The sequence below is a fragment of the Paenibacillus puldeungensis genome, assembly GCF_042678945.1.
GTDB classification, from domain to species: domain Bacteria; phylum Bacillota; class Bacilli; order Paenibacillales; family Paenibacillaceae; genus Fontibacillus; species Fontibacillus puldeungensis.
On sequence record NZ_JBHTLM010000026.1, the window covers coordinates 1 to 23,148 of the forward strand.

Here is a 23,148-nt window from a genome sequence, read left to right on the forward strand (position 1 = left end):
CCGGCGCCCGATCTGCCGCCCCCCGAGGGGCGGTAGATCGGGCGGGGCCGCGTGCGTACGCTCACTCGCACGCGGGAAGCGGCCGGGGCCATCGGCCCGGCCGCCGCCTTCAGCGGGCGGACCGGCGGATCGTGATCCGCCCGCTGCTGCCCCCCTCCCTCGGCTGCCGTCAGCCTACGGGAACCCCCTCTCCCGGATGTAGCTATTTTGTTCTTATACATATGAACATCCAAAGCTCCATCCGGCGCCGCTACTTTATCGGCTCGCGCCTCCGAACGAGTACTTACATTCACTCTCAAAGCATGTGGTTTATCCTGCATCGCCAAAGTCTACCTCCATCGTTTCCAACTGCTTCCCTACTAGCTCATTTCGAGTAACGATTCCGATCCTAGCTTTTCGTTAGGTTATACCGTTTACTCGCTATACTTATAGATATGAGTTTTGGGGATTTACTAGAACCCGATTTCCCGTTTTTCGACGCCGTGCGCTCACACCCTCAGGAATTTGTCATGCACTCACTTTTCAACGTTTCCACGTTCCCCACTACCATTGCTGTCACAGCTTAAATTACATCACGAACAACATCATCTGCTTCGACAACGCACGCATGCACACCGAACTTACGCACACGATAAGACACTTGACACTTCCCCTGGTCTGGAGCTTCCAATATCATGCGCGCTATATAGCGCAAAATAAATAAGGGACTTTTGTGGCCCTATTACCGCCAAAATCCCACTTTCCATTGAAATAGGGGATAATTATGGCCTTATTTCCGTCGCTAACGTAAAATTCCGCCTGAATCCGGCCAACTTTCACAAAATAAGGCCATTAAGTTCCCCTATTTTTTATGAAAAAAGCCTCTCAAACCTAAAATAGGGCCATTATTTACCCCTATCATCCCTTCCACGGACAGCATCACCTGGCTGGCGCTAACCTCTACCTATGCAAAGTATGAGGATTGAGCCCGTTACCAGTTGCCAGCTACCTCTCCCTCGATCAGGCGTTTTTTCGCCAGAACCTTCGGCTTTTCCTTGCCCATAACAAAGAAAAACCATGCTCCTCAGCATGGTTTTTCTTGTAATCAGTATTTTATGTGCATTATTCCAACATCATATTATTAAGCCCACGAAGGCTGAATTTTCAGAACTGGCACTTCCTCTTTAACGGATACCAATACTTTTTCGGTGGCCGCTTCTTTCTCTTCCACACTAATGCGCCAGATATCGGCACCAAGACCGGATAGCTTTTCGGCCAGATGCACGTATCCACGATCAATGTGATGTGTTCCACTAACTTCCGTCGTTCCTTCCGCAGCAAGGCCAGCAATGATCAAAGCTGCCCCGGCGCGAAGATCCGTCGCACACACTTTCGCTCCGCTCAGCTTAGCTCCCCCGGTGAGGATCGCGCTGCGACCTTCAACCTTAATTTCCGCGTTCATTAAACGGAATTGGTCAACATGCATAAAGCGATTTTCAAACACAGTCTCCGTAATGACACTCGTCCCCTCGGAAGCGAGCAGCAAAGCCATCATTTGCGATTGCATATCTGTAGGGAACCCTGGGTATGGTAAAGTTTTGACGTCCACCGCTTTGAACGGCTTATTGGCAATAACACGAACCCCGTTCTCCTGTGGCTCAATAGTTACGCCCATTTCTTCCAGCTTTGAAATTACCGGACCCAAATGATCGGCAATAGCGCCTTCTACAAACACATTTCCGCCCGTAATTGCAGCTGCAATCATAAACGTTCCTGCTTCAATACGGTCAGGGATTACGGTATGCTCACAGCCGTGCAACTTCTCGACGCCCTCGATACGAATGACGCCCGTGCCTGCGCCGCGAACTACAGCACCCATGCCGTTCAGGTAATTGGCCAAATCAACGATCTCCGGCTCTTTCGCCGCATTCTCGATGATAGTCGTTCCCTCAGCCAGCGTAGCTGCCATCATAATGTTCTCAGTAGCACCGACACTAGCTACATCTAAATATATTTTAGCCCCGCGCAGACGACCATTGGATTTAGCCTCAATAAAGCCTTGGCCGAGGTTAATCTCCGCACCCATCGCTTCAAAGCCTTTCAGATGCTGGTCAATCGGTCTCGTGCCGATCGCACAGCCTCCAGGTAGAGAAATCCGTGTATAGCCCGTTCTAGATAACAGGGGACCCATGACAAGAAAAGACGCCCGCATTTTTCGCACCCATTCATATGGTGCCTCACATGAAGCGATGTGCTGCGCATCAACCGTAATGACTTCCCGGTCATATGTAACGTTCGCTCCAAGTGATTCCAAAACTTTATTTATAGTCATTACATCGTCAAGAGGAGGCGCGTCTTTAATTACGCTAATTCCTTCCTCACCCAGCAAAGACGCTGCAATGATCGGTAGCACTGAATTTTTAGCTCCGCTGACTTTTACGTTCCCGGCCAAAACATTGCCACCGCGGACGATAAATTTGCTCATCATGGTTCCCTCCGCGCGTTCATTTTCACTTTTTCTTTTGGAAAAAGATTTCCCGCTTTATTCCCTAAATTCCATCATATCACCTGTCGTTTAAGGCAGACAACACTCCAATCCTGTCGAAAAAACTCGTTTGAGTGGATAAACCGCTCAATCCTTGGTCTAAGTCCATAGTTTTGAGTCGTAGTCCTTAATCCCATTGTTGACATATTGATATGATGTTATTCGACAATTTCTTTGCTCCAGGGATGCGTCCGCACCCTTAGAACATATACTTCAACATTTGAGTGTAACCCCAATACTCGATAACAAAAGATGCAACAAAACGTCCCAGCACAACGGCAAGCAATAGCTGAAGCAGCTTCGCTTGCGGTCCTTTTGGATACCGGAGCAACAGATCCAATTTCAAAGTCTGCAGCGCCCACCAGGAAACGGCAATACAAGCCAATGATACAAGGATGGCCGTCAGGCCGTTGACACCGACAGAAGCGGGTATATTCTCAATTGGACTCATTTCACTTCCACCCCACCACATTGTATATTTATGCCGCTGCCACCTAATCGGTTAATGTCTATCTTCAAAAGGCTAAGGACGATAAGTCCATCACCATAATATGTTTATCGGATAGAACATGTAAAAATATAGACCCTATATATCATACTTGGCAGAGAGGTAATAATCCAGCTTTTCTTTTCACTGAAAGGGTTTCCAAATGATACTAAACCAAAAAAAATTTCTGGAAGCGCATAAATCGGCTTTAATTGCGATCAAGCCACAGAGAATCTACTTGTAAGGGGGGAAATTATAGAGGGAAAATCGATATAACCTAAACTTTGAAAAAGCTGTTGATCTTATAGTTATGTTCTGCAAGTGTATACTTTATTCCTTCTTCCTGCGAAAAAAAAGAAAAAACCGGTCCCTTCTTGTCGAAGGATCCGATTTTTCCACTAAGATTCTAATCATTTCTGCGGCTGGATACGTTGATCCGTGTTACCGCACGTTGCAGCGCAAGCTCTGCCCGACGCTGATCAACTCGGTCCTGATTACTGCGGGCGGCCAATCTGCGTTCAGCCCGCTCTCTGGCTGCGATCGCCCGCTCCAGATCGATATCCCCTGGAAGTTCCGCACTCTCGGCTAAAACGATCACTTTTTTGCTTTGAATTTCAACAAAGCCGCCATGTACCGCAATCATCGTTGTTTCTTTACCATTCTTGACCACAACCGGTGCTACCTGCAGCGGCGTCACAAGCGGTATATGACCTGGCATGACGCCAAGCTCCCCCTCAATGCCGCGGACAGTCATGCTTTCGACTTCCTTCGAGAACACGACATGCTCCGGAGTGACAATTTCTAATAAAAAGGTGCTCAAGTTTATCCCTCCTGTTCGTGGGACAGTTCATTTCTGAAGCATCCGCATCATCGGCGTGGTGTTACAGCGTCTTCGCCTTTTCAACGGCTTCTTCGATCGTCCCTACAAAGAGGAACGCTGCTTCCGGAAGGTCATCATGTTTGCCGTCCAGAATCTCTTTGAAGCTGCGGACCGTTTCAGCGATCGGTACATATTTACCTTTGAACCCGGTAAATGGTTCGGCCACATTGAACGGCTGTGACAGGAAGCGCTCGATCTTCCGCGCCCGTGCCACGAGTGTCTTGTCGTCATCAGACAATTCGTCCATCCCGAGGATGGCGATGATATCTTGAAGCTCTTTATAACGAGCCAAAATTTGCTTCACGCCTTGGGCTACGGCATAGTGCTCTTCACCCACAATTTCCGGCGTCAAAATCCGGGAGCTGGAAGCCAGCGGATCGACCGCAGGGAAAATCCCTTTTTCGGAAATTTTACGTTCCAGGTTCGTCGTTGCATCAAGGTGAGCAAACGTCGTAGCTGGAGCCGGGTCGGTGTAATCATCCGCAGGAACGTAGATGGCTTGAATGGAAGTAACGGAACCTTTCTTCGTCGAGGTAATCCGTTCTTGAAGTTGACCCATTTCTGTAGCCAGTGTAGGTTGGTAACCTACCGCAGATGGCATCCGTCCGAGCAGAGCCGAAACCTCGGAACCCGCTTGGGTGAAACGGAAGATGTTATCGATAAAGAGCAGCACGTCGCGGCCTTCTTCATCGCGGAAATATTCAGCCATGGTCAAACCGGTCAAGGCTACACGAAGACGTGCACCTGGCGGTTCGTTCATTTGTCCGAACACCATCGCCGTTTTTTCGATAACGCCGGATTCAGACATTTCCATGTACAGGTCGTTCCCTTCACGGGTACGCTCCCCTACACCGGCAAATACGGAAATACCGCCGTGTTCCTGGGCAATGTTGTGAATCAGTTCCTGAATAGTAACCGTCTTGCCTACGCCGGCGCCGCCGAACAGACCGATTTTACCGCCTTTCGCATAAGGAGCCAGCAGGTCGATAACCTTAATTCCGGTTTCCAGCATTTCCGATTGCGTAGACAAATCTTCAAATGCCGGAGGTTCACGGTGAATCGGGTGTCTTACTTCCGTTGCTGCCGGCCCTTTGTTATCGATCGTATGGCCAAGCACGTTGAACACACGGCTCAACGTAGCTTCCCCTACCGGTACGGAGATCGGTGCTCCCAGGTCAATAGCCTCTGTGCCACGCACAAGGCCGTCCGTGGAAGACATGGCGATACAGCGAACCAGGTTATCGCCCAGATGGTTGGAAGCTTCCAGGATCAGCTCAGTAGCTTCGCCTTCCTGCTTCACAATTTTAATTGCGTTGAAGATTTCCGGCAGTTGACCACGCTCAAATTCGATGTCAACAACCGGACCCATTACGCTGACAACGCGTCCTTTGTTCATCTTTGTTTCCCTCCTAAAAGTGTTGCGGAGCCATGCTCTTACTTTGCACAAAAGTCCTTTTTGCAGGCTTGCTGCACAAAAAAGACAAAACGCTGAGCCGCGTTACCGCAAACTGTCTTCGTAACCGGTTAATCCTCAGCTATCAGCCTTGCGCCGCGTTCGCACCTGCGACGATTTCCGTAATTTCTTGAGTAATGGCCGCTTGACGCGCACGGTTATAAGTGAGTGTCAGTTCATTAATCATTTTGGTAGCGTTCTTCGTTGCGCTGCCCATCGCCGTCATTTTGGCGCCAAGCTCACTCGCCTTACCGTCCAAAAGATCCGTAAAAATTAACGTCTCCGCATATTTCGGCAGCAGCACTTCGAGCACACCCTCCGGTGAAGGCTCATACTCATAGCTGCTTGCTGGACCTTCCGTTCCCATCGTTTCAAATGGAAGCAAACGATCTACGGTTGGCAGTTGGGTAATAGCATTGACGAATCGGTTGTAGCAGACGTAGATTTCATCGTACTCTTCGTTTTCAAAGCCGCGAACGGCAGCATACGTCAAAGACTTGATATCCGAGAACTTCGGCGTATCGGACAGCTCCGTCACTTCTTCAACAACCGGGTAGTTCCGGCGTTTAAAGAAGTCTCTACCTTTACGGCCTACAACAAACAGCCCATACTCTGTAGGGAAACTGTGACGTTCTTTAATCAAGTCCGTCACTTTCCGAAGAATATTGGTATTATAGCCACCGACCAAACCGCCATCAGATGTGATTACAATATAAGCGGTTCTCTTCACCGGGCGCGACACGAGCATCGGATGGGTAATCCCTTGCGTTCCCGCAGCGATGCTGGAAACGACCTCTTTCAGCTTGTCGGCGTAAGGCCGAGAAGCTTGAGCCTTCTCCTGGGCTTTCCGCAGTTTAGCTGAGGCTACCATCTCCATTGCTTTGGTGATTTGCCGAGTGTTCTGAATACTTTTGATCTGGCGCTTAATCTCGCGAATCCCTTTTGCCATGATTTCACCACCTTAAAACTTTGGCGAAGCCAAAATCCTTAAATGAATCTATTGCGCTGCAATATTGAAAATGTTCTTACGATCGCTGTTGTTCGCGGATTTCTTGAATTGGTAAATTCAACAACTGGAGAAATCCGCTCACAAAGGCGAACGCTTCGCTTCTTCAGAATCATTTCAACCTTTTGCTTAAAGATTCATTTTTCGAATTCCTTTTGGCGAAGCCAAAGTTATTTTTTACACAGCCACAAACCGGCGTTTCGCGTAAAGGCTGAAGGCCGGTTTATGTCTCAAGCTTTTTTATCCCTTAGTCGCAAAACCGCGTTTGAACTGCTCGATAGCTTCTTTCAGCTTAGCTTCGTTATCAGCCGTCAAGTCTTTCGTGTCACGGATCGACTGCAGCACGTCATCATGCTGGCTTGTGATAAAGGACAAGAATTCCGATTCGAAACGGCGTACGTCGCTGAGCGGAATATCGTCCAGGAAACCTTTAGTTGCCGTGTACAAGCTGACAACCTGTTGTTCTACAGGAAGCGGTTGGTTAACGCCCTGCTTCAGAATTTCCATCATGCGGGAACCACGAGTCAACCGGGCTTGCGTCGATTTATCCAGGTCAGAACCGAACTGGGAGAAGGCTTGTAGTTCGCGATATTGGGCCAGGTCCAGACGAAGTGTACCAGCAACCTTCTTCATCGCTTTAATTTGCGCAGAGCCACCTACCCGGGATACGGAAATACCGACGTTGATAGCCGGACGTTGGCCGGAATAGAACAAGTCGGACTCCAGGAAGATCTGTCCGTCAGTAATGGAAATAACGTTCGTCGGAATGTAAGCTGATACGTCGGATGCCTGCGTTTCGATAAACGGCAGCGCGGTAATCGAGCCACCACCAAGCGCATCACTAAGCTTTGCCGCACGTTCCAGCAAACGGGAGTGCAAGTAGAATACGTCACCAGGGAATGCTTCACGACCCGGTGGACGGCGAAGCAGCAAGGACAATTCGCGATATGCAGCAGCTTGCTTGGACAAGTCATCATAGATAATGAGGACGTGTTCGCCTTTGTACATGAAGTACTCGGCCATAGCTACACCGGCATATGGAGCGATGTAAAGAAGAGGTGATGGTTCCGAAGCGGAAGCCGTCACAACGATGGTATAGTCAAGGGCACCATGACGGCGCAGCGTTTCAACCACGTTAACAACGGTCGATTGCTTTTGACCGATTGCAACATAGATACATTTCACGCCGTTGCCTTTTTGGTTGATGATCGTGTCGATGGCAATAGCGGTTTTACCGGTTTGACGGTCACCGATGATGAGTTCCCGTTGACCGCGGCCGATTGGAACCATCGAGTCAATAGCTTTGATCCCGGTTTGCATCGGCTCATGTACCGATTTACGGTCGATAACGCCTGGTGCATTGTTTTCTACCGGGCGGAATTCCGTTGTTGCTACAGGGCCTTTACCGTCAACCGGCTGACCGAGAGGATTAACAACGCGGCCAAGCAGAGCGTCCCCAACAGGGACCTGCATGATTTGACCGGTACGTTTCACTTGATTTCCTTCACGAATTTCGCTGTAAGGTCCAAGAATAACGACACCGACATTGCTTTCTTCCAGATTCAGTGCAAGACCAAAAACGCCGTTTTCAAACTCTAGCAGCTCGTTTGCCATGGCGTTCTCAAGTCCGTGGACACGGGCGATACCGTCACCAACTTGAATAACGGTGCCAACTTCGGCCACTTCAATTTCCGTTTTATATTGTTCGATCTGACTTTTAATCAGTGTACTGATCTCTTCAGGTCTGATACTCAAGTGTTTCACCCCTATCTACAGTGCTTGTCTTCGAAAAGACTTTTCAAGCCGTTCCAACTTGCCGGCTAAACTTCCATCATAGAGAGTATCGCCGATTCTGACCTTCACTCCGCCAAGCAGAGATTTGTCTACGACGTTCTCTACGCGGATTTTCTTATTCACCAATGCGCCGAATTCTTCCGCAACCTGGTTTTTCTCCTCTTCACTCAGCAAGTAAGTGGAATAAACAACTGCATTCGCGATACCTAGCGCTTCGCCGGATATTTTGATGTAGCTGTCGAGCAGTTCCGGAAGAAGTCCGAATCTGCCGCGCTCCACAAGCAGCTTCGCCAAAGAAACTACCGGTTTGGACAATTTGCCTTCAATCGCTTTGGAGATCACTTCCCACTTTATTTCCTCCGTCACATTAGGGGAGAAAATGAAGCGTTCGACTTCGTCGCCTGCTTGAAAGGAAGCGGCGAGCGATTTCAGTTCGTTCTCCACCTCAAGCGTCCGGTTCTCCTGAGCAGCGATCTCGTAGAGTGCCTTGGCATACCGTTTGGCGGCTACAGTCTCACGGCTCATGAGCGGCCACCGACTTCTTTAAGATATTGATCAACCAACTCTTCTTGCACTTTGTCTTCGCTGACTTCTTTCTCGATCAGCTTCGAAGCAATCTTCACCGATACAGCGCCAACTTCGCTGCGAAGTTGTTCGACCGCACGATTCTTCTCGCTTTGAATGTCGCGCACCGCTTCTTCCTTCAGACGGGTTGCTTCGTTCTTCGCTTGCTCCAGCATTTGTGCAGCTTGTTTGTTGCTGGTTTGTTTTGATTGCTCAATGATATCGTATGCCTCTTTACGCGCTTGCTGCAGAGCTGCTTTTTGCTCTTCTACATAAGTAGTGGCCTGCTCCCGGGTTTGAGAAGCTTCGCTGAGCTGCTGCTGAACCAGTTGCCGACGTTTCTCCATGACGGAAAAAAGCGGACCAAAAGCATATTTGTTTAACAAGAAGTATAAAATCCCGATCGCAATCAAAGCGATAACGGTGTTTTCCCATACGAATTTCAAACTTAGTCACTCCTTTCCGAAGCCTATCCGTTATAAACGTGTAAATCAACCTTGGCCCCGTAGGGGCTAAAAAGAAGGCGCGGACGGCTGTGGCCTTCCCCGCCAATCTCTTTTCCAATGTTCTATTAAGCCATACCGTAAAACATAAAGGCCAAGACTACGCCGATAATTGGAAGTACCTCGATCAAACCAACACCGATAAACATTGTAGTTTGAAGAGTCGATTTAGCTTCGGGTTGACGTGCAATCCCTTCAACTGTTCTGCTGATAACAAGACCATTACCGATACCAGCGCCAAGCGCGCCCAAACCTGCTACGATACCTGCCGCGATTAATGCCATTGCTCCCATTGTATATCCTCCTTAAAAGTCATTTCATAATTTTTTATTTATTAAGCCTGGTAGAAGTATTCGCTTCTCCTTGACCTAAAAATTAATGTTCCTCGTGCGTTTCGATAGATTGCGATATGTACACAATCATCAGTGTTACGAAAACGAATGCCTGGATCGCACCTACAAAAATACTGAATCCGTCCCAAGCCATCAGGAGAGGTATAGAGAAGATGGCCCCGATGGTGCTCGCTTTCGCGAGTCCCATGATCGTCGAGATCAAAACCTCACCTGCAAAAATGTTCGCGTATAGACGAACACCATGCGTTAGCAGCTTCGAAAGCTGCTCAATGATGTTGATTGGTAGAAAGAACGGATACGGCTGAATGTAATGCTTGAGATAATTCTTGGTATTCTTGAATAACCCAAGCCCATTCGAAATTAAGAATACAAGCAGTGCGAGACCCATCGTCACGCCGACGTCAGCTGTCGGAGACTTCCACCAAGCCACTTCCGCGTGTACCTCTTCCCCAGGATGCTTCTCTTGGTTTTCTTTCATAAATGAGGTGACGGATGTAATCTCGTGGCCAAAAATTTTCGCTTTGGCCGGATCATCATACTCTGTAACGACACCGAAGAGAAGGCCTAGCATGTTACCAACGAAAATAAACAGAATTAAGGTCAAAGCCAAAGACAAGAACGGTTTCCCCTTCTTCCAATCCATCGTGCTGGTAATCATATTCCGAACGAATTCGACTGCCCACTCCATAAAATTTTGCAATTTTCCGGGATTTTCGACAGACAGATTTCGAGTTGCCAGTTTGGCAACCACAAAAACGATTGTACAAGTTACGACCATCATCAATATGATGGAAAGGTCGATATCTAGTCCGCCTAGATTAATAACCGGAGCTTCATGCATATTTACTCACCCCCATTCTCAAGTTGAATATTCTACTCAGGTTTACGAGAGAATCTAATGCCTATAAAAAGAAGGTATAATTGTGCAAAAGCAAGACCTCCGGCAACCGCATATACATTTAAGTAATGCGGATACTGCATTGCGGCGAATACCGCCAAAACCGCCAGCGCAGCTCGAGTCAGAAAACCCATATTTACCCGCTTGCCCGTACCTTCGGCTGCGATATCAAGCACCCGCCGTACCTTACGGCCCAAGTAATAGGAGTTAATCCAGCTCACCGATGCGCCAAGCGCCATGCCTAACAAAATACTCAGGTAATCCGGCAGTAAAGCGCCCCCAATAAAGCAAAGGGTTAAGAAACCAAGAGTCCCGGCTGTCAAAGCACGGCTGTATTTCGACAGCTCATCCATTATTTCCCCCCAAGACTAACTTGATCAAAGCAAATATACCTGATATTCCCGCTGCAATGCCGATCAGGACTCCAAGGCCAATTCCCAGACCATTTCCCAGCCATTGTCGATCAAGCCAGGATCCCAGAAAATAGCCTCCAACCGTGCAAACGGCCAGATTTATTCCTAAAGCGGTCACTAAAGTGATAGCCTTCATTGGATTACCATTCCCAGGATTTGTCGGTTTTCCCATATCAGCCACCCTAATAATCCCAATTCATTTTACTAATTGTGAAGAGTTGTTGTCAATTGAGGTTTTTTAGTGATTTAACGTTACAAAATGCTAAATCCATCCTTGTAATCCCGATCTAATTGCGTACAGCGTACAGTAATACTGTATACTTTTTCATGCTTATGATCAAAGCAATTTTTCACTAATTTGTGAACTTTTTGTGAAATTCTTCTGGACGCTCGTCCAAAAATCCGAAATGGTGATAAATCGCATTGACAATTCTTTGAGAGGCTTTCCCGTCTCCGTATGGATTGGCTGCCCGGCTCATGGAGTTATAAGTATCCTGATCGCTTAGCAAAGCCTTTGTCCGCTCATAAACCATCTCCTCGTCTGTACCGACAAGCTCAAGCGTTCCCGCCTCGATTCCTTCAGGCCGTTCCGTGGTGTCGCGTAGCACAAGCACAGGAACGCCAAAAGAAGGCGCTTCTTCCTGCAAACCGCCGGAATCCGTAAGTATAAGATGAGTGTGAGGATAGAAATTGTGCAAATCCACCACATCCAGAGGATCAATAAGTTTAATACGAGGGTGGTTTCCCAAAGTTTCATATGCGGGTTCTTTGACCGCAGGGCTTGGGTGAACCGGGTAGACGATGGCTACATCCTCGAACTCATCAGCAATCCTTTTTACAGCCCGGAAAATGTTCAAATGCGGTTGCCCTTGCGATTCGCGACGGTGAGCCGTCATAAGAATAAGCCGCTTCCCGGCGGCCCATTCCAGTACAGAATTGTTGTAATTCGGTTGTACTGTATATTGAAACACATCGGTAACCGTATTGCCTGTGACATATATAGCTGACTCCGGCTTATTCTCCTTCCGGAGATTTCCAGCCGACCATTCCGTCGGTGCAAAATGAAGGTCCGCCAAAACCCCGGTAAGCTGACGATTCATTTCTTCCGGATACGGTGAAAGCTTGTTCCAGGTGCGGAGCCCTGCTTCAACATGGCCGATCTTGATTTTTTGCAGGAACGCGGCATAGCTCGCCAAAAAAGTCGTCAACGTATCGCCATGGACAAGCACGATATCTGGCTTAGCTTCACGAAAAACACCTTCCAACCCCTGGAGCACGCGAATCGAAATTTCGTTAAGGCTTTGGTTAGGTTTCATGACGTCGAGGTCATAGTCCGGCACGATTTTAAAAACATCCAGCACCTGATCCAGCATCTCGCGGTGTTGAGCCGTTACGCACACGATGGACTCAATCCGATCGGGGTGCTTTTGCAATTCCAAAATGAGTGGAGCCATTTTGATCGCTTCGGGTCTAACGCCGAATACGGTCATCACTTTTAGTTTTGACATATCGTTTTCCTTCCTTAAAAAAATCGTTCTATTTATTTCGTTCCGTAGAGGCGGTCACCTGCGTCGCCAAGGCCAGGAATAATGTAACCATGGTCGTTCAGACACTCGTCCACCGCAGCTACATAAATATCTACGTCCGGATGAGCTTCCTGTACCGCCTTAATTCCTTCCGGAGCGGCGATGAGATTCATCATTTTAATTTGCGTACAGCCCCGTTTCTTAAGCGCATCAATGGCCGCAATAGCGGAACCGCCGGTAGCGAGCATCGGGTCGATGACAATCAGCTCACGCTCCTGTACGTCGGTAGGCAGCTTTATATAATACTCCACCGGCTGCAATGTCTGCGGATCGCGGAAAAGTCCGACATGGCCTACTTTTGCCGCAGGAAGAAGCTTCAGCACGCCGTCCAGCATTCCAAGACCGGCACGGAGAATCGGAATAAGTCCGAGCATACGGCCCGAAATCACTTTCGATTCCGCTTCTGCAACCGGCGTTTGTACTTTGATCGATTCGAGCGGAATGTCTCTCGTAATTTCATAAGCCATTAATGTTGCGACTTCATCCACCAGCTCGCGGAAGTCTTTCGTGTTCGTGCGCATGTCGCGAATAAAAGTCAGTTTGTGTTGAATCAGGGGGTGATCACATACCACCAATTTTGCCATTGTTTGTCCCTCCGGTTTATTGCTAAGTGTTTACTTGCCTTGTTGTTTCCATTCTTCGAATGATACACAAATCTTGTCTATTATATCACTCCGTTTGACCATTTTCACCATCGCCCCGACATGTTGCAAAGACGTCAAAAAGAAGCCGCTTGCTTAGATGCTTTTGTTACTGCATTTATTAGACTGAGAAATAGCCAATGCAAATACATATGCAGTAGATTGTCTTGAATCTTGACTTGAATCGTCAAAGTTCTCTTCCGGTTCCGAACCTTGGAGTTGGAGGGCTTTCAAATAAAGTAGTTGTATTTGGTGCAGCTAAATGCGCTGCCTTAACACAATTTCGGCAAATAGCTGTAAATAGTACAGTTAAGTTGGCCTGAATAGGCCCATTTCCGAATAGTGGCTAGCATTAGATGTAGGTTATGCAGTTAATATCGAAAAGCGCAAAATAAGAAAAACGTCTATCGATGTACTTTCTAAGGAGCCAGACCGCAATAATCGGTAGTTTTTCTTGCGATTAAAGAATTGTTCAGCTTCGCTGAAAACTTATAAATTCTTTAATCTAAAAAAAGCGCGAGCTTAAAGAGGAGAATTCCCCCTTCACTCGCGCATGTGCTTTAGAGCTTTTGTATATCTACCGCGGCGATCCACCCACGGTTTTTTAGACTAGTACTTCAAGTTTGTATAAAGCGGGAAGCGGTCCGTCAGCTCGGTAACTTGTTTGCGAGCGGCGGCCAGAACAGCTTCATCCTTCGACGATTTCAAGGTAGTCGCGATGATGCGGCCGATTTCCTTCATGGCTGCTTCATCCATGCCGCGCGAAGTCGCCGCCGGGGTACCAAGACGGATTCCGCTAGTCACGAATGGACTGGTCGGATCGTATGGGATTGCGTTCTTGTTGACCGTGATTCCGATCGAATCAAGGACGTGCTCTGCATCTTTACCAGTAATGTTCAGATTACGGGTATCAATCAGCATCAGATGGTTATCGGTACCGCCCGATACCAGGTTAAGGCCTTCGGCAAGCAGCGTCTCGGCCAAAGCACGAGCGTTCTTCACTACGTTTTCCGCATAAGTTTTGAAGGAAGGTTGTAAAGCTTCACCTAGAGCAACAGCTTTGGAAGCAATGACATGCATCAGCGGACCGCCTTGTGTACCTGGGAATACCGCTTTATCAATGGCAGCTGCCCATGGCTGACGGCACAAAATCATCCCGCCGCGTGGACCACGCAGCGTTTTGTGCGTCGTCGTTGTCACAAAATGAGCATGCGGCACCGGATTCGGATGCAAACCGGCAGCTACTAGGCCGGCGATATGCGCCATATCGACGAGGAACAGGGCGCCCACATCGTTTGCGATCGAACCCAGTTTTTCAAAATCGATGATGCGCGGATAAGCGCTCGCGCCAGCAACAATAAGGCGAGGACGATGCTTAAAGGCAAGCTTACGGACCTCGTCATAGTCGATCAGGAAGTTGTCTTCCCGAACTCCATAAGCGGCAAAATTGTATAAAAGGCCGGAAGCATTCACCGGGCTGCCATGCGTCAGATGCCCGCCGTGAGCCAGATTCATGCCCAGAACAGTGTCTCCATATTTGAGTGCGGCGAGGTATACGGCCATATTCGCTTGCGCGCCGGAGTGAGGCTGTACATTGGCATGCTCTGCACCAAACAATTGTTTTGCCCGATCACGCGCAATATCTTCAACGATATCGACATGTTCACAGCCGCCATAATAGCGTTTGCCAGGATAACCTTCGGCATACTTATTCGTCAGAACCGAGCCCATCGCTTCCATAACAGCTTCACTAACGATATTCTCCGATGCGATCAGTTCGATATTGTTCCGCTGGCGGCCCAGCTCCAGGTTCATCGCTTCCAGCACTGCCGGATCTTGTTTTCTCAAATTGTCCATATTTCCGTAATCCTCCCTTTGTACACTTTTCTAAAATATTGCTATTCACAATTCGATGACTCTTGAACTTGAGGTAGAGCGTAAACCGCGCGTTCTCCGCCGATCAGTTTCGGCCGGGTCCAGGCAGCAGTGACACGCGCCATTCCAACCGATCGTATCGATGGGCGAAACGGAACAGCAACGCGGCGCAGATGCATCCCGATCAGCGTTTCGCCGATATCCACCCCGGCATGAGCTTCTATCGTCTCTGCCAAGCATGGTGAGGCGAACCGTCGATAAGCAGTAGCGGCCATAGATCCCCCAGCCTTTGGCACAGGGACGGCGGCGACTTCCGTCAGACCCAGCCGTTCCAGCACAGCCCGTTCCAAGACCAGCGCGCGGTTCAAATGCTCGCAGCACTGAAAGGCAACATCAAAGCCGTACTTGGACCGCACCTGATCAATCCCGGTATAGATTGCGGCGGCGATATCCTCAGCCCCACCGGTTCCAATCCGCTTACCGGCCACTTCGCTAGTGCTAGCGCCGATGACCATTAGCTGGTGAGGACCAAGCTGAGCTGCACCGGCCACTTCTTCCACGATTTCCGCTACCTGCTCCCGAATCTTCTCGAGTTCTTCCTTTTCCATTCTGCTTACTCCCTTCTGTCCAAAGAAGTCACAACATCCTTAGAGTCTGTCCTTATTATACCTAAAACCGCCGGATAAGGTGCCCAAAAACTTAAGAGGGCCCTTGCAAAGTTATCAATGGAGGCGATATATGGTATGAAGGGAGAGCGGAAAGAAGCACCGAATTACCGAAGAGCGGAAAGCCTCTTTTTCCTCAAGATAAGAAAAACTAACAACGACAAAGCGACCTCTTGCAACAAAAAAAGAGCATGACGCTACCAACACGTCGTGCTCTTTGCCCAGGCGACCGGCCGTATACTCCGATGCTCCATCGTGGTTTGATCCACTCTCGTCGCCAGTTACATCGGAACTAAAGTTTCTGTTTTTAGAATAAAGCATCGGCCGGACAAATGCAACGGTTTTCCAGTTTTCTCCCTTAAACCGAATAAGGACCGTCCTTCAGCTTATCAAGCAATTTCTCTAAGGAAGTTCGGATTTCCGCCGCCGTTCGGTTGTAATCCTCTCTGGAGCCACCGAAAGGGTCGGATATATCGTGAACCGGCATTCGCTGCCGCAGCACGTTAAGCCGCTCTTCCTCGGCTGCGGTCCATTCCCGTCCCAGCACCTTGTTAAGCTCCCGGTCTGCAATCAAGCGCTGCAGCTCCTCCCGCTCCGCCACCACGGTTTTATCATCTTCTACAAATTCCTTGAGGGTATAGATTTTCTCGGCCGCCTCTGGAAACGTATGAACCACCTGACGTTTATGCCCTTGGGTTAACGTAAGAATCAAATCGGCCCATTCCGTCAATTCGGCATACAGCTGCTTCGATACGATCGGATCGATAACCCCGAAATCCCGCAGCACCGCCTCGGCGTGCCGTGAAATTGCCATACCGTCCATCGCCGCCACTCCGGCGGAACGAACCTCAATATCCAAGCTCCGTTCCCGGGCCATTTTACGCAGCATGCCTTCCGCCATTGGGCTGCGACATGTGTTTCCCGTGCATACAAACAAAATGCGCATGCGATTTTCACCTCCATGTCGGATCATTCAATATATTTTTATGGGCGCGAATACGTCGCTTCTTTTCACTGTTATTTTATCAAAAGATAAATAAGAGACCAAACGCAAGTAAAATCGCTCCTCCGGCGGCTTCTCCGTAATCGCCCAGCTTCTGACCCATCCCGCGGCCCATCACGAGTCCGAGCACCGACATGAGGCCGCCAAAAAAGCCAAAGGTCAGCACGGTTAACAGCCAGTCCCCACGGAACATGCCCAATGTTACGCCGACGGAAAACGAGTCGATACTGACGCTTAATGAAAACAAGAGAACACCGAACCAGGTCCGATGGTTGATCGATTGCACCCCGCTGCCTTTGACCGAGCTGACAATCATATGAGCACCGAGTAGAAACAGCAGCCCTCCAGCCACATACCTCGCCAAATTTCCCAGCAGAACACCGACATATTGGCCCGCTAAAATGCCGAGCAGAGGCATCAACACGTGAAAAAGAGCCACCGCCATCCCGATCCGGAGCGCATCGGCTCGCCGAACTCCCTTCATTCCAATGCCAATCCCCAGGGAAAATGCATCCATTCCTAGCGCCATCGCCATTAGAAGGATCGTCATTAGCTCCCCAAGCCGCTCATAAGCCTCCGCCATTCCGCTTATCCTCCAAGTCCGAGTGTTTTGTACAACCATATGCGGACAGGTTTCATTTCATGACTTGGAGAGGGGTTATAGGAGTTTAGGGGGCGGAGAACAATATAAAGGCCGGCCGGGTCGGGTCGGATCGAGGCGGGGCGGATGAAAATAAGGGTAAAAAAGGGCCTTATCTCAGCAATTTTGGGGTGATTTGTAGAAATAGGGGTATTTAATGGCCTTATTTTCGGAAAAGTACTGCAACACCCACGATATTAGGGGTTCCCCGCCAAAATAGGGCCAAAAATTACCCCTAAATTCATATTAATTCTCAAAAGCACCCAAATAGGTCCATAATTTACCCTTATTTTCGAAGCCACTCTATTTATACGAGGACTGCTGGTCGGGCGAATAACAAGGATGTGGGCAGCTGAGTTTGCCTGGCTCGCTAATCCGAATCATCCTTAGGCTTCGCCAAACAAATCTATCTGCCTAGGGGGCAGCTCCCGTACCGGCAGGCCTAGAATCTCCATCATTTGAAGCGCATTTGCAGCGGCATCGCCGCCGGAATTGTTATTGAAGATCATACAGATCTCCTTCGTCCCTTTGGACTCAAGTTCAACCAGCTTGTCTCGCCATTCTAGAAGCTCCTCGCGGCTATAGCGATACAAATTGCGAAGCTCCCGCCAATGCGGAGACCCGCTTTGCATCCAGCCGCTCTCATTTCGCCCATGCAAGCGAACGAGCGTCAAATTCGCGTCCGTCGGCTCAAGCACTGTCGGCACCGATCCCTGACCTGCCTGCGGCTCATCGCAAACGATATGAATCCAGCCTTCCTCACGCATGAACGAAAGTGTTCGCTCGCGCGTATCCCGGCTAAACCAGCTTTGATTACGAAACTCCAGCGCAAGCGGAAGTGCACCCATCCACTTTCGGACCGCCCGAAGCTGGCGAATATGCTCAGGATTGCAATCAAACCAAGGCGGAAACTGAAACATAATCGCTTTCAGACGACCGGACTCCACCACCGGCCGGATGGAATCAAGGTAGGCCTGGAACATTTCACCTGGTCCACCAAACGGCGTTTTTCCTCTGGCGTGTCCCGTCATCCCTTGGTATGCCTTGAGGATAAACGATAGGCCCGGCGGCGTCTCCGCCAACCAGCGCCGGTACGTGTCTTCATTCAGAATGGCGTAAAAGGAGCTGTCTACTTCTAACACGGAGAAGTATCGTGCATACCATGCCAGCTTCTGCTTTGCTGACGTTCCGGCAGGGTACAGATCGTCATGATCTCCCCAGCCGGTCAGCCCGATTTCGATCATATCTCCCCCTGCCTTTCCCACGATTCTTCCCGGGTCAGTCTACCTCGATGACCCGGTGTCCGGCTGCTTTCATCAGCCGGTTCATGACGGCGGCACCGAGACCGGTCTCCGGACAGGTCTCGGCCAGAATGCACGTGACGCCGCATTCGTCGAAGCGGCGGAGCGCCGCGTACAGACGGTGCGCCGCCGTCTCAAGCTCCGCTTCGCTGCCAAGCGATTGCACGCAGTCCGCGCGGTAGAGCGGCAGGTGCTCGTCAAAGGCGAGCACGCCGGTCTTCTCCCCGCGCGCCTTGGCCGCGCCGAGCTCGGCAGCGATGCGGGCCGCCACTTTGTCGGCGGCGGCCCCGCGCACGAGACGCATAACGCCCTTCGGGGCGTAATGCGTGTACTTCATGCCCGGCGCGCGCGGCGCGGCCGGGCTCGCCTCGGCGCCGCCCGCAGCAGGCTGCTGCAGGGCGGCGTCCAGCCGCACGCCCGCCTGCGTGAAGCGGGCGAGCTGCTCCGCCGTGATCCCGCCAGGGCGGAGCACGGTGATGCCCCCATCCCGGCCGACCTCAATGACCGTCGACTCCACGCCCACCCCGGTGGGCCCGCCGTCGACGATGCCGTCAATGCGGCCGGTCAAATCCTCGCCCACGTGGCTCGCCAGCGTGGGGCTCGGCCGCCCGGACCGGTTGGCGCTGGGCGCCGCCACCGGGCAGCCCGCTGCGGCGATGAGCCGCAGCGCGACATCGTGGGCCGGCATGCGCACGGCCACGGTGGACAGGCCCGCCGTCACCCGCGGGGAGACGGCGCCATTCAATACGGGCAGCACCAGCGTCAGCGGCCCGGGCCAAAACGCCTCCATGAGCCGCCGCTCTGTCTCGCCTACGGCAGCGACCAGACCTTCAAGCTGGCTCATCTCGGCAATATGAACGATCAGCGGATTATCGGACGGTCGCCCTTTGGCCTCGAAAATGGCCTCCACCGCCTCCGTATTCCGCGCATCCGCACCAAGTCCGTATACCGTTTCCGTCGGAAACGCCACCGTTCCTCCGGCAGCCAATACGGCCGCCGCTTCTTGCAGAGACTTCTCGGCCGTAGCGTCCTCTTCAGCCGTTACATCCCACCAGCGTGTATTTTTATTAGCGTCCCCGGTTAACTCTCCAACCGTACATTTTTCTTCATTTCCATTCATCGTGTCTCATCCCAAACTTTCAGTAATATGCTTCTATTATACCCGAACGAACCTGCGAGAATAGCCCTGATAGGTCCTAGGGCCAGAAAGAAAACCGTCCGGAGCTCCTCCGCACGGTTCACAGAAACCTAACAATCCGTCATGAAAACAAGCCTACAATCCAGTCCCAAAGCCGAACCAGCATGTCCCATAAAAAGAAGCGAACTTCGGCCTGCTCAGGTCCCGCCTGTACCGGCTGACCTCCGGCAGAGGCGAGCTTAGCGGCACCTGCCGCTCCATCCTTGGCTACCGCATCCCCGCTGCCCGCGTCAATGAAGCAAAGCGGTGGAAACAATACGCACCACCAGTTTTTGCCCTTCCCTTCGCCCAGGGTAACGCGCAGCGCCTCATAATCCCCAGCCGGGTAAACTTCCCCGCCATACATTTTCGTAGGAAAAGGAACGATCCCAAGCTCAACTTTATAACTATAATTCTTGCCGTTTTCCTTTAAAGTTTGTCCCACCTGATCCTCAATGGCCGCCATGTTCTGGCGAATGACCAGACGGGCCTCCTCAAGACTTTGTGGATCTTCAAGTTGGCTTACCCAGCTGTTCATCTGTTCCACAACGGCATCGCGTACGCGGCGCTTAACCGCCTGATCCGCCGCTCCGTCCGAATTGGCCAAAATACGCAGCCGAATCGAGTCCTGAGGAATCCCCCCCGCTGCTGCGGCTGTATCATTCATTTGTCCTTCCCAGGACATAAGCAGCATCAGGAAACTAAATAAAATAAGTGCAATTTTATGCCGATGACGAAATGGTCGATTATGGTTCATCGTCTACTTCTCCTCCCACCAAAACGCTGATGTCTATCAGTATGTCCGGTTGAGAGAGATGTAAACCTATGAATCTATTAAAAATGAAATCACCTAGGAGACTTAAAATAACGATCGGTTACCGCTCCGTTTTGACCGCAGCAAAGCGGGGTGAAGAAATATTGTTCTCCTCTTCCTTCTCTTGCCCATAAATGCGAATGCTCATCGCCACCCCGAGGCTCATCATATTGATGAGAAGCGAGGTCCCCCCCGAACTGATAAATGGCAAAGTAATACCTGTCAGAGGCATCAGGCCGATGAACATGCCGATATTCTCGAAAATTTGGTATAGCAACATGGCAACAATGCCGACAATCAAATACGGTCCGCCAGGATCTCGGCATTCCAGTGAAATTAAAATCATCCTATGAATGAGTACAAAATATAGCAGCAATAGCAGCGAACTCCCGAGGAATCCGAATTCTTCAGCTACCACGACAAAGATCGAATCAGAATAAGTCAGCGGAACACGGCCCGATTGAACCGTTTCGCCTTTCATGTAGCCTTCTCCGGTCATACCGCCGGAAGCAATCGCCAGTTTAGCATTTCTCGTGTGGTATGAAGCATCCACCGAGGCTTTTTCCGGCACGAGCCATGGATCAATCCGGCTTATCCAGTGTTCCCGGCCAATTTCCTTAAAGAAGGAATAGACCTGGTCATGATAAACCTTGTAAGCCGTGATCCCTCCAAACACCGAGCTTGCAAAAATTACAAGCGCAATGAGGGCATGCGTATATTTTATATTTCCAATCCACAGCATCCCGGCAAGGATGATGATATAACTGAGGGCGTTACCCAGGTCATTTTGTGCCATAACTGCTACAAAAGGAAGGAAGGTCAGCAGGCATATCGGAAACACATCACGCCAAAATGACAAACGCAGTTTGCGCTTCCGAACCAGGAGAAAGCCGAGAAAAATGACAAGCAGCAATTTAAAAAGCTCTGCGGGCTGGAAGCTTTGCTTGATGATCGGGATCGTAATCCAGCCCGTCGCATTGTAATACGTGTTTCCGACGAACATCACAAGCACCAGCAGCCCTAGCCCGAATGCATATAAAAACGGCGCATATTTCATAAGCAATCGGTAATCCAGCAGAGAAACCGCAAAAAAGACGGGAAAACCTAGCGCATAATAAGCAGCCACGCGAAGATGATAGCCATGGTATTCGGTATTTACGGTAGCGCTGTAAACCACCGCGATACTGATAATCATGAGTAACACCAGGATAAATACGATCGTATAATCGATTTTCTTAAGTTTGTTTAGCACGTTAATCCTCTTTTCCGTTAATGGCTCGACCCGGCTTCTAACTTCCTTTATCCTTGTATCCCATAGTTATACTTTAAAAGAAACCGTCCAAAAGTACAAACACTCATTCTCCTCTATATTATATGTCGGTTTACCGCCCAAAAATGAAAAATGAGCCCCTGACAAAATTGTCAGAAGCTCTTGGAACAGGCATTTCCTCAAAAAACATTCGTAATGAAAGAAAGTGTTCCTGTTGCGGCCGTCACCGCAAAAATACCAATCGTTTGAATGTTACCAATGCTCACCGCAAAGGTCGTTCCAGCCGGAACAGTCGTAGTAAAAGTAGTAGCGTTATAGCGGGTAATCCGAAGCTCTATGGTTCCCGTCGTCGTTGATACAGTTACAATTCCCGATGTCCCTGGCGGATCTGCAGCTACGTAGAAGCCTTGCCCTACTCCCGCACCAAGCGTGTACGGGAAGTTTAATGTTACTGGCATGTCCAAAGCCCTCCTTTTCTATTGATACCATACTCTATGTAGAGAGCGAGAAAGAGTTGGCGGCATTTGGAGGACGAGTTTCACCTAATTTTCTCAAGCGTTCACATCGTTCCGCTTAAGTCGTCTGATGGATAACGCCGAAACAAGCATCAGGAAGACGAGGTTCATGACGAAGAATTGAATCGTCTGCATACTCGTCAGCTTCTCCTGGCTAAGCACGCCCATCCCGATCGTTAGCAGCGAATAAGGAAAGATCATGCCGATGTTACCCACGTAAAGCCCAATGCCGATAAATACCGCGCAAACACTGATCCCGATGGGAAGTGCAAAGCTTTTGATACGCAGGGATAATGCAAGCTGAACGGAGCTAATCGTAATTGCGGCAATCCAGCCGCGGAATACCCAACCCACAGTTTCTTCTGGAACAGCGAACGGCATACTTAATACATATCCTGCCACTAAGTAGAGGACCGTAAAGAGGATTTGCACCAGGAAAATGAGTGTCCCTACGATCGTAAGCTTGGATATAAAAATACTAGCGGCGGATACTGGAGCCGTCATCACCATGTTCCAGTTCTTATTCATATGCTCCAGCCGGCAGACGTAAGCGCAGCAGATCGCAATCAGCACCGGCAGAAAAAACTCCCCGTAAAACAGGCTCACCTGCGTCCAAAGGCTGTACCAGCCGTTCGTCAGAGCCGCTCGGTTCATATAGTAATTGGCACAACCGAGCAGCGTGCTGAACACAGGAAGTGCTATCAGTATCGGCCATAGGTAGGAATGGCGCATTTTCATCCATTCCGCTTGAATGCATCTTTTCAACATACTTGTCCCCCCATAATT

At 49.9% G+C, this 23,148-nt stretch carries 25 protein-coding genes and 1 riboswitch; all 25 genes read right to left on the reverse strand.

All coding sequences use genetic code 11. The features are described from left to right. On the reverse strand, positions 1–320 hold a 320-nt coding region (locus ACFQ3W_RS23080), incomplete at its 3' end, for a hypothetical protein (protein ID WP_379321583.1). 800 nt (positions 321–1,120) lie between these two features. Beyond that, entirely contained in the window at positions 1,121–2,464 is a 1,344-nt protein-coding gene (gene murA, locus ACFQ3W_RS23085) for a UDP-N-acetylglucosamine 1-carboxyvinyltransferase (protein ID WP_379321656.1), read from the reverse strand. A 259-nt stretch (positions 2,465–2,723) separates the two neighbouring features. Continuing rightward, positions 2,724–2,975, reverse strand: a complete 252-nt coding sequence (locus tag ACFQ3W_RS23090) for a DUF1146 family protein (RefSeq protein ID WP_379321584.1) — start codon at positions 2,973–2,975, stop codon at positions 2,724–2,726. A 442-nt stretch (positions 2,976–3,417) separates the two neighbouring features. Then, a complete protein-coding gene (locus tag ACFQ3W_RS23095; RefSeq protein ID WP_379321585.1) occupies positions 3,418–3,831 on the reverse strand; it encodes a F0F1 ATP synthase subunit epsilon in 414 nt (137 codons plus the stop codon). A gap of 61 nt (positions 3,832–3,892) precedes the next feature. After that, positions 3,893–5,287 (reverse strand): F0F1 ATP synthase subunit beta, encoded by a 1,395-nt coding sequence (atpD, locus tag ACFQ3W_RS23100; RefSeq protein WP_379321586.1) that lies wholly within the window; start codon positions 5,285–5,287, stop codon positions 3,893–3,895. A 142-nt stretch (positions 5,288–5,429) separates the two neighbouring features. Then, the gene (gene atpG, locus ACFQ3W_RS23105; protein WP_379321587.1) at positions 5,430–6,293 is read right to left on the reverse strand and encodes an ATP synthase F1 subunit gamma; all 864 of its coding nucleotides are present in this window, start codon (positions 6,291–6,293) and stop codon (positions 5,430–5,432) included. A 297-nt stretch (positions 6,294–6,590) separates the two neighbouring features. Then, a complete protein-coding gene (gene atpA / locus ACFQ3W_RS23110) occupies positions 6,591–8,105 on the reverse strand; it encodes a F0F1 ATP synthase subunit alpha (RefSeq protein WP_379321588.1) in 1,515 nt (504 codons plus the stop codon). A gap of 15 nt (positions 8,106–8,120) precedes the next feature. Then, the gene (locus ACFQ3W_RS23115) at positions 8,121–8,669 is read right to left on the reverse strand and encodes a F0F1 ATP synthase subunit delta (RefSeq protein ID WP_379321589.1); all 549 of its coding nucleotides are present in this window, start codon (positions 8,667–8,669) and stop codon (positions 8,121–8,123) included. Then, the gene (gene atpF, locus ACFQ3W_RS23120; RefSeq protein ID WP_379321590.1) at positions 8,666–9,154 is read right to left on the reverse strand and encodes a F0F1 ATP synthase subunit B; all 489 of its coding nucleotides are present in this window, start codon (positions 9,152–9,154) and stop codon (positions 8,666–8,668) included. Before atpF ends, ACFQ3W_RS23115 begins: the two co-directional genes overlap by 4 nt. Before the next feature lie 125 nt (positions 9,155–9,279). After that, entirely contained in the window at positions 9,280–9,504 is a 225-nt protein-coding gene (gene atpE / locus ACFQ3W_RS23125) for a F0F1 ATP synthase subunit C (RefSeq protein WP_379321591.1), read from the reverse strand. 82 nt (positions 9,505–9,586) lie between these two features. Further along, on the reverse strand, positions 9,587–10,405 hold the full coding sequence (gene atpB, locus ACFQ3W_RS23130; RefSeq protein WP_379321592.1) for a F0F1 ATP synthase subunit A: 819 nt from the start codon (positions 10,403–10,405) through the stop codon (positions 9,587–9,589). 32 nt (positions 10,406–10,437) lie between these two features. After that, positions 10,438–10,815, reverse strand: a complete 378-nt coding sequence (locus tag ACFQ3W_RS23135; RefSeq protein WP_379321593.1) for an ATP synthase subunit I — start codon at positions 10,813–10,815, stop codon at positions 10,438–10,440. Next, complete coding sequence (locus ACFQ3W_RS23140) at positions 10,808–11,047, reverse strand: AtpZ/AtpI family protein (protein WP_379321594.1); 240 nt, start codon at positions 11,045–11,047, stop codon at positions 10,808–10,810. Before ACFQ3W_RS23140 ends, ACFQ3W_RS23135 begins: the two co-directional genes overlap by 8 nt. 181 nt (positions 11,048–11,228) lie before the next feature. Beyond that, complete coding sequence (gene wecB / locus ACFQ3W_RS23145) at positions 11,229–12,383, reverse strand: non-hydrolyzing UDP-N-acetylglucosamine 2-epimerase (RefSeq protein ID WP_379321595.1); 1,155 nt, start codon at positions 12,381–12,383, stop codon at positions 11,229–11,231. Between the two features lie 32 nt (positions 12,384–12,415). Further along, positions 12,416–13,045, reverse strand: a complete 630-nt coding sequence (gene upp / locus ACFQ3W_RS23150) for a uracil phosphoribosyltransferase (protein WP_379321596.1) — start codon at positions 13,043–13,045, stop codon at positions 12,416–12,418. Between the two features lie 666 nt (positions 13,046–13,711). Beyond that, complete coding sequence (gene glyA, locus ACFQ3W_RS23155) at positions 13,712–14,959, reverse strand: serine hydroxymethyltransferase (protein ID WP_379321597.1); 1,248 nt, start codon at positions 14,957–14,959, stop codon at positions 13,712–13,714. A gap of 41 nt (positions 14,960–15,000) precedes the next feature. Next, on the reverse strand, positions 15,001–15,585 hold the full coding sequence (locus ACFQ3W_RS23160) for a TIGR01440 family protein (RefSeq protein WP_379321598.1): 585 nt from the start codon (positions 15,583–15,585) through the stop codon (positions 15,001–15,003). Between the two features lie 269 nt (positions 15,586–15,854). Beyond that, positions 15,855–15,937: riboswitch (ZMP/ZTP riboswitch) on the reverse strand. A 63-nt stretch (positions 15,938–16,000) separates the two neighbouring features. After that, complete coding sequence (locus ACFQ3W_RS23165; RefSeq protein WP_379321599.1) at positions 16,001–16,588, reverse strand: low molecular weight protein arginine phosphatase; 588 nt, start codon at positions 16,586–16,588, stop codon at positions 16,001–16,003. Between the two features lie 79 nt (positions 16,589–16,667). Then, a complete protein-coding gene (locus ACFQ3W_RS23170; protein ID WP_379321600.1) occupies positions 16,668–17,228 on the reverse strand; it encodes a manganese efflux pump MntP in 561 nt (186 codons plus the stop codon). Between the two features lie 443 nt (positions 17,229–17,671). Further along, a complete protein-coding gene (locus tag ACFQ3W_RS23175) occupies positions 17,672–18,529 on the reverse strand; it encodes a DUF72 domain-containing protein (protein WP_379321601.1) in 858 nt (285 codons plus the stop codon). Positions 18,530–18,563: 34 nt separating this feature from the next. Further along, a complete protein-coding gene (locus ACFQ3W_RS23180) occupies positions 18,564–19,706 on the reverse strand; it encodes an L-threonylcarbamoyladenylate synthase (RefSeq protein WP_379321602.1) in 1,143 nt (380 codons plus the stop codon). 139 nt (positions 19,707–19,845) lie between these two features. Continuing rightward, positions 19,846–20,520 carry a stage II sporulation protein R gene (gene spoIIR, locus ACFQ3W_RS23185; RefSeq protein ID WP_379321603.1) on the reverse strand — a complete coding sequence of 225 codons (675 nt, stop codon included), beginning with the start codon at positions 20,518–20,520 and terminating at the stop codon, positions 19,846–19,848. Between the two features lie 118 nt (positions 20,521–20,638). Beyond that, entirely contained in the window at positions 20,639–21,829 is a 1,191-nt protein-coding gene (locus ACFQ3W_RS23190) for an FtsW/RodA/SpoVE family cell cycle protein (protein ID WP_379321604.1), read from the reverse strand. Between the two features lie 197 nt (positions 21,830–22,026). After that, positions 22,027–22,305, reverse strand: coding sequence for a hypothetical protein (locus ACFQ3W_RS23195; RefSeq protein ID WP_379321605.1), 279 nt, complete (start codon positions 22,303–22,305; stop codon positions 22,027–22,029). A gap of 93 nt (positions 22,306–22,398) precedes the next feature. Next, the gene (locus tag ACFQ3W_RS23200) at positions 22,399–23,130 is read right to left on the reverse strand and encodes an ABC transporter permease (RefSeq protein WP_379321606.1); all 732 of its coding nucleotides are present in this window, start codon (positions 23,128–23,130) and stop codon (positions 22,399–22,401) included. Positions 23,131–23,148: the final 18 nt, after the last annotated feature.

Coding starts and splice junctions, on each gene's coding strand:
- murA (WP_379321656.1), bottom strand. CDS start 2,464: ATGAGCAAATTTATCGTCCGCGGTGGCAATGTTTTGGCCGGGAACGTA.
- ACFQ3W_RS23090 (WP_379321584.1), bottom strand. CDS start 2,975: ATGAGTCCAATTGAGAATATACCCGCTTCTGTCGGTGTCAACGGCCTG.
- atpD (WP_379321586.1), bottom strand. CDS start 5,287: ATGAACAAAGGACGCGTTGTCAGCGTAATGGGTCCGGTTGTTGACATC.
- atpG (WP_379321587.1), bottom strand. CDS start 6,293: ATGGCAAAAGGGATTCGCGAGATTAAGCGCCAGATCAAAAGTATTCAG.
- ACFQ3W_RS23115 (WP_379321589.1), bottom strand. CDS start 8,669: ATGAGCCGTGAGACTGTAGCCGCCAAACGGTATGCCAAGGCACTCTAC.
- atpE (WP_379321591.1), bottom strand. CDS start 9,504: ATGGGAGCAATGGCATTAATCGCGGCAGGTATCGTAGCAGGTTTGGGC.
- atpB (WP_379321592.1), bottom strand. CDS start 10,405: ATGCATGAAGCTCCGGTTATTAATCTAGGCGGACTAGATATCGACCTT.
- ACFQ3W_RS23135 (WP_379321593.1), bottom strand. CDS start 10,815: ATGGATGAGCTGTCGAAATACAGCCGTGCTTTGACAGCCGGGACTCTT.
- ACFQ3W_RS23140 (WP_379321594.1), bottom strand. CDS start 11,047: ATGGGAAAACCGACAAATCCTGGGAATGGTAATCCAATGAAGGCTATC.
- wecB (WP_379321595.1), bottom strand. CDS start 12,383: ATGTCAAAACTAAAAGTGATGACCGTATTCGGCGTTAGACCCGAAGCG.
- upp (WP_379321596.1), bottom strand. CDS start 13,045: ATGGCAAAATTGGTGGTATGTGATCACCCCCTGATTCAACACAAACTG.
- glyA (WP_379321597.1), bottom strand. CDS start 14,959: ATGGACAATTTGAGAAAACAAGATCCGGCAGTGCTGGAAGCGATGAAC.
- ACFQ3W_RS23160 (WP_379321598.1), bottom strand. CDS start 15,585: ATGGAAAAGGAAGAACTCGAGAAGATTCGGGAGCAGGTAGCGGAAATC.
- ACFQ3W_RS23165 (WP_379321599.1), bottom strand. CDS start 16,588: ATGCGCATTTTGTTTGTATGCACGGGAAACACATGTCGCAGCCCAATG.
- ACFQ3W_RS23170 (WP_379321600.1), bottom strand. CDS start 17,228: ATGGCGGAGGCTTATGAGCGGCTTGGGGAGCTAATGACGATCCTTCTA.
- ACFQ3W_RS23175 (WP_379321601.1), bottom strand. CDS start 18,529: ATGATCGAAATCGGGCTGACCGGCTGGGGAGATCATGACGATCTGTAC.
- ACFQ3W_RS23180 (WP_379321602.1), bottom strand. CDS start 19,706: ATGAATGGAAATGAAGAAAAATGTACGGTTGGAGAGTTAACCGGGGAC.
- spoIIR (WP_379321603.1), bottom strand. CDS start 20,520: ATGAACCATAATCGACCATTTCGTCATCGGCATAAAATTGCACTTATT.
- ACFQ3W_RS23195 (WP_379321605.1), bottom strand. CDS start 22,305: ATGCCAGTAACATTAAACTTCCCGTACACGCTTGGTGCGGGAGTAGGG.
- ACFQ3W_RS23200 (WP_379321606.1), bottom strand. CDS start 23,130: ATGTTGAAAAGATGCATTCAAGCGGAATGGATGAAAATGCGCCATTCC.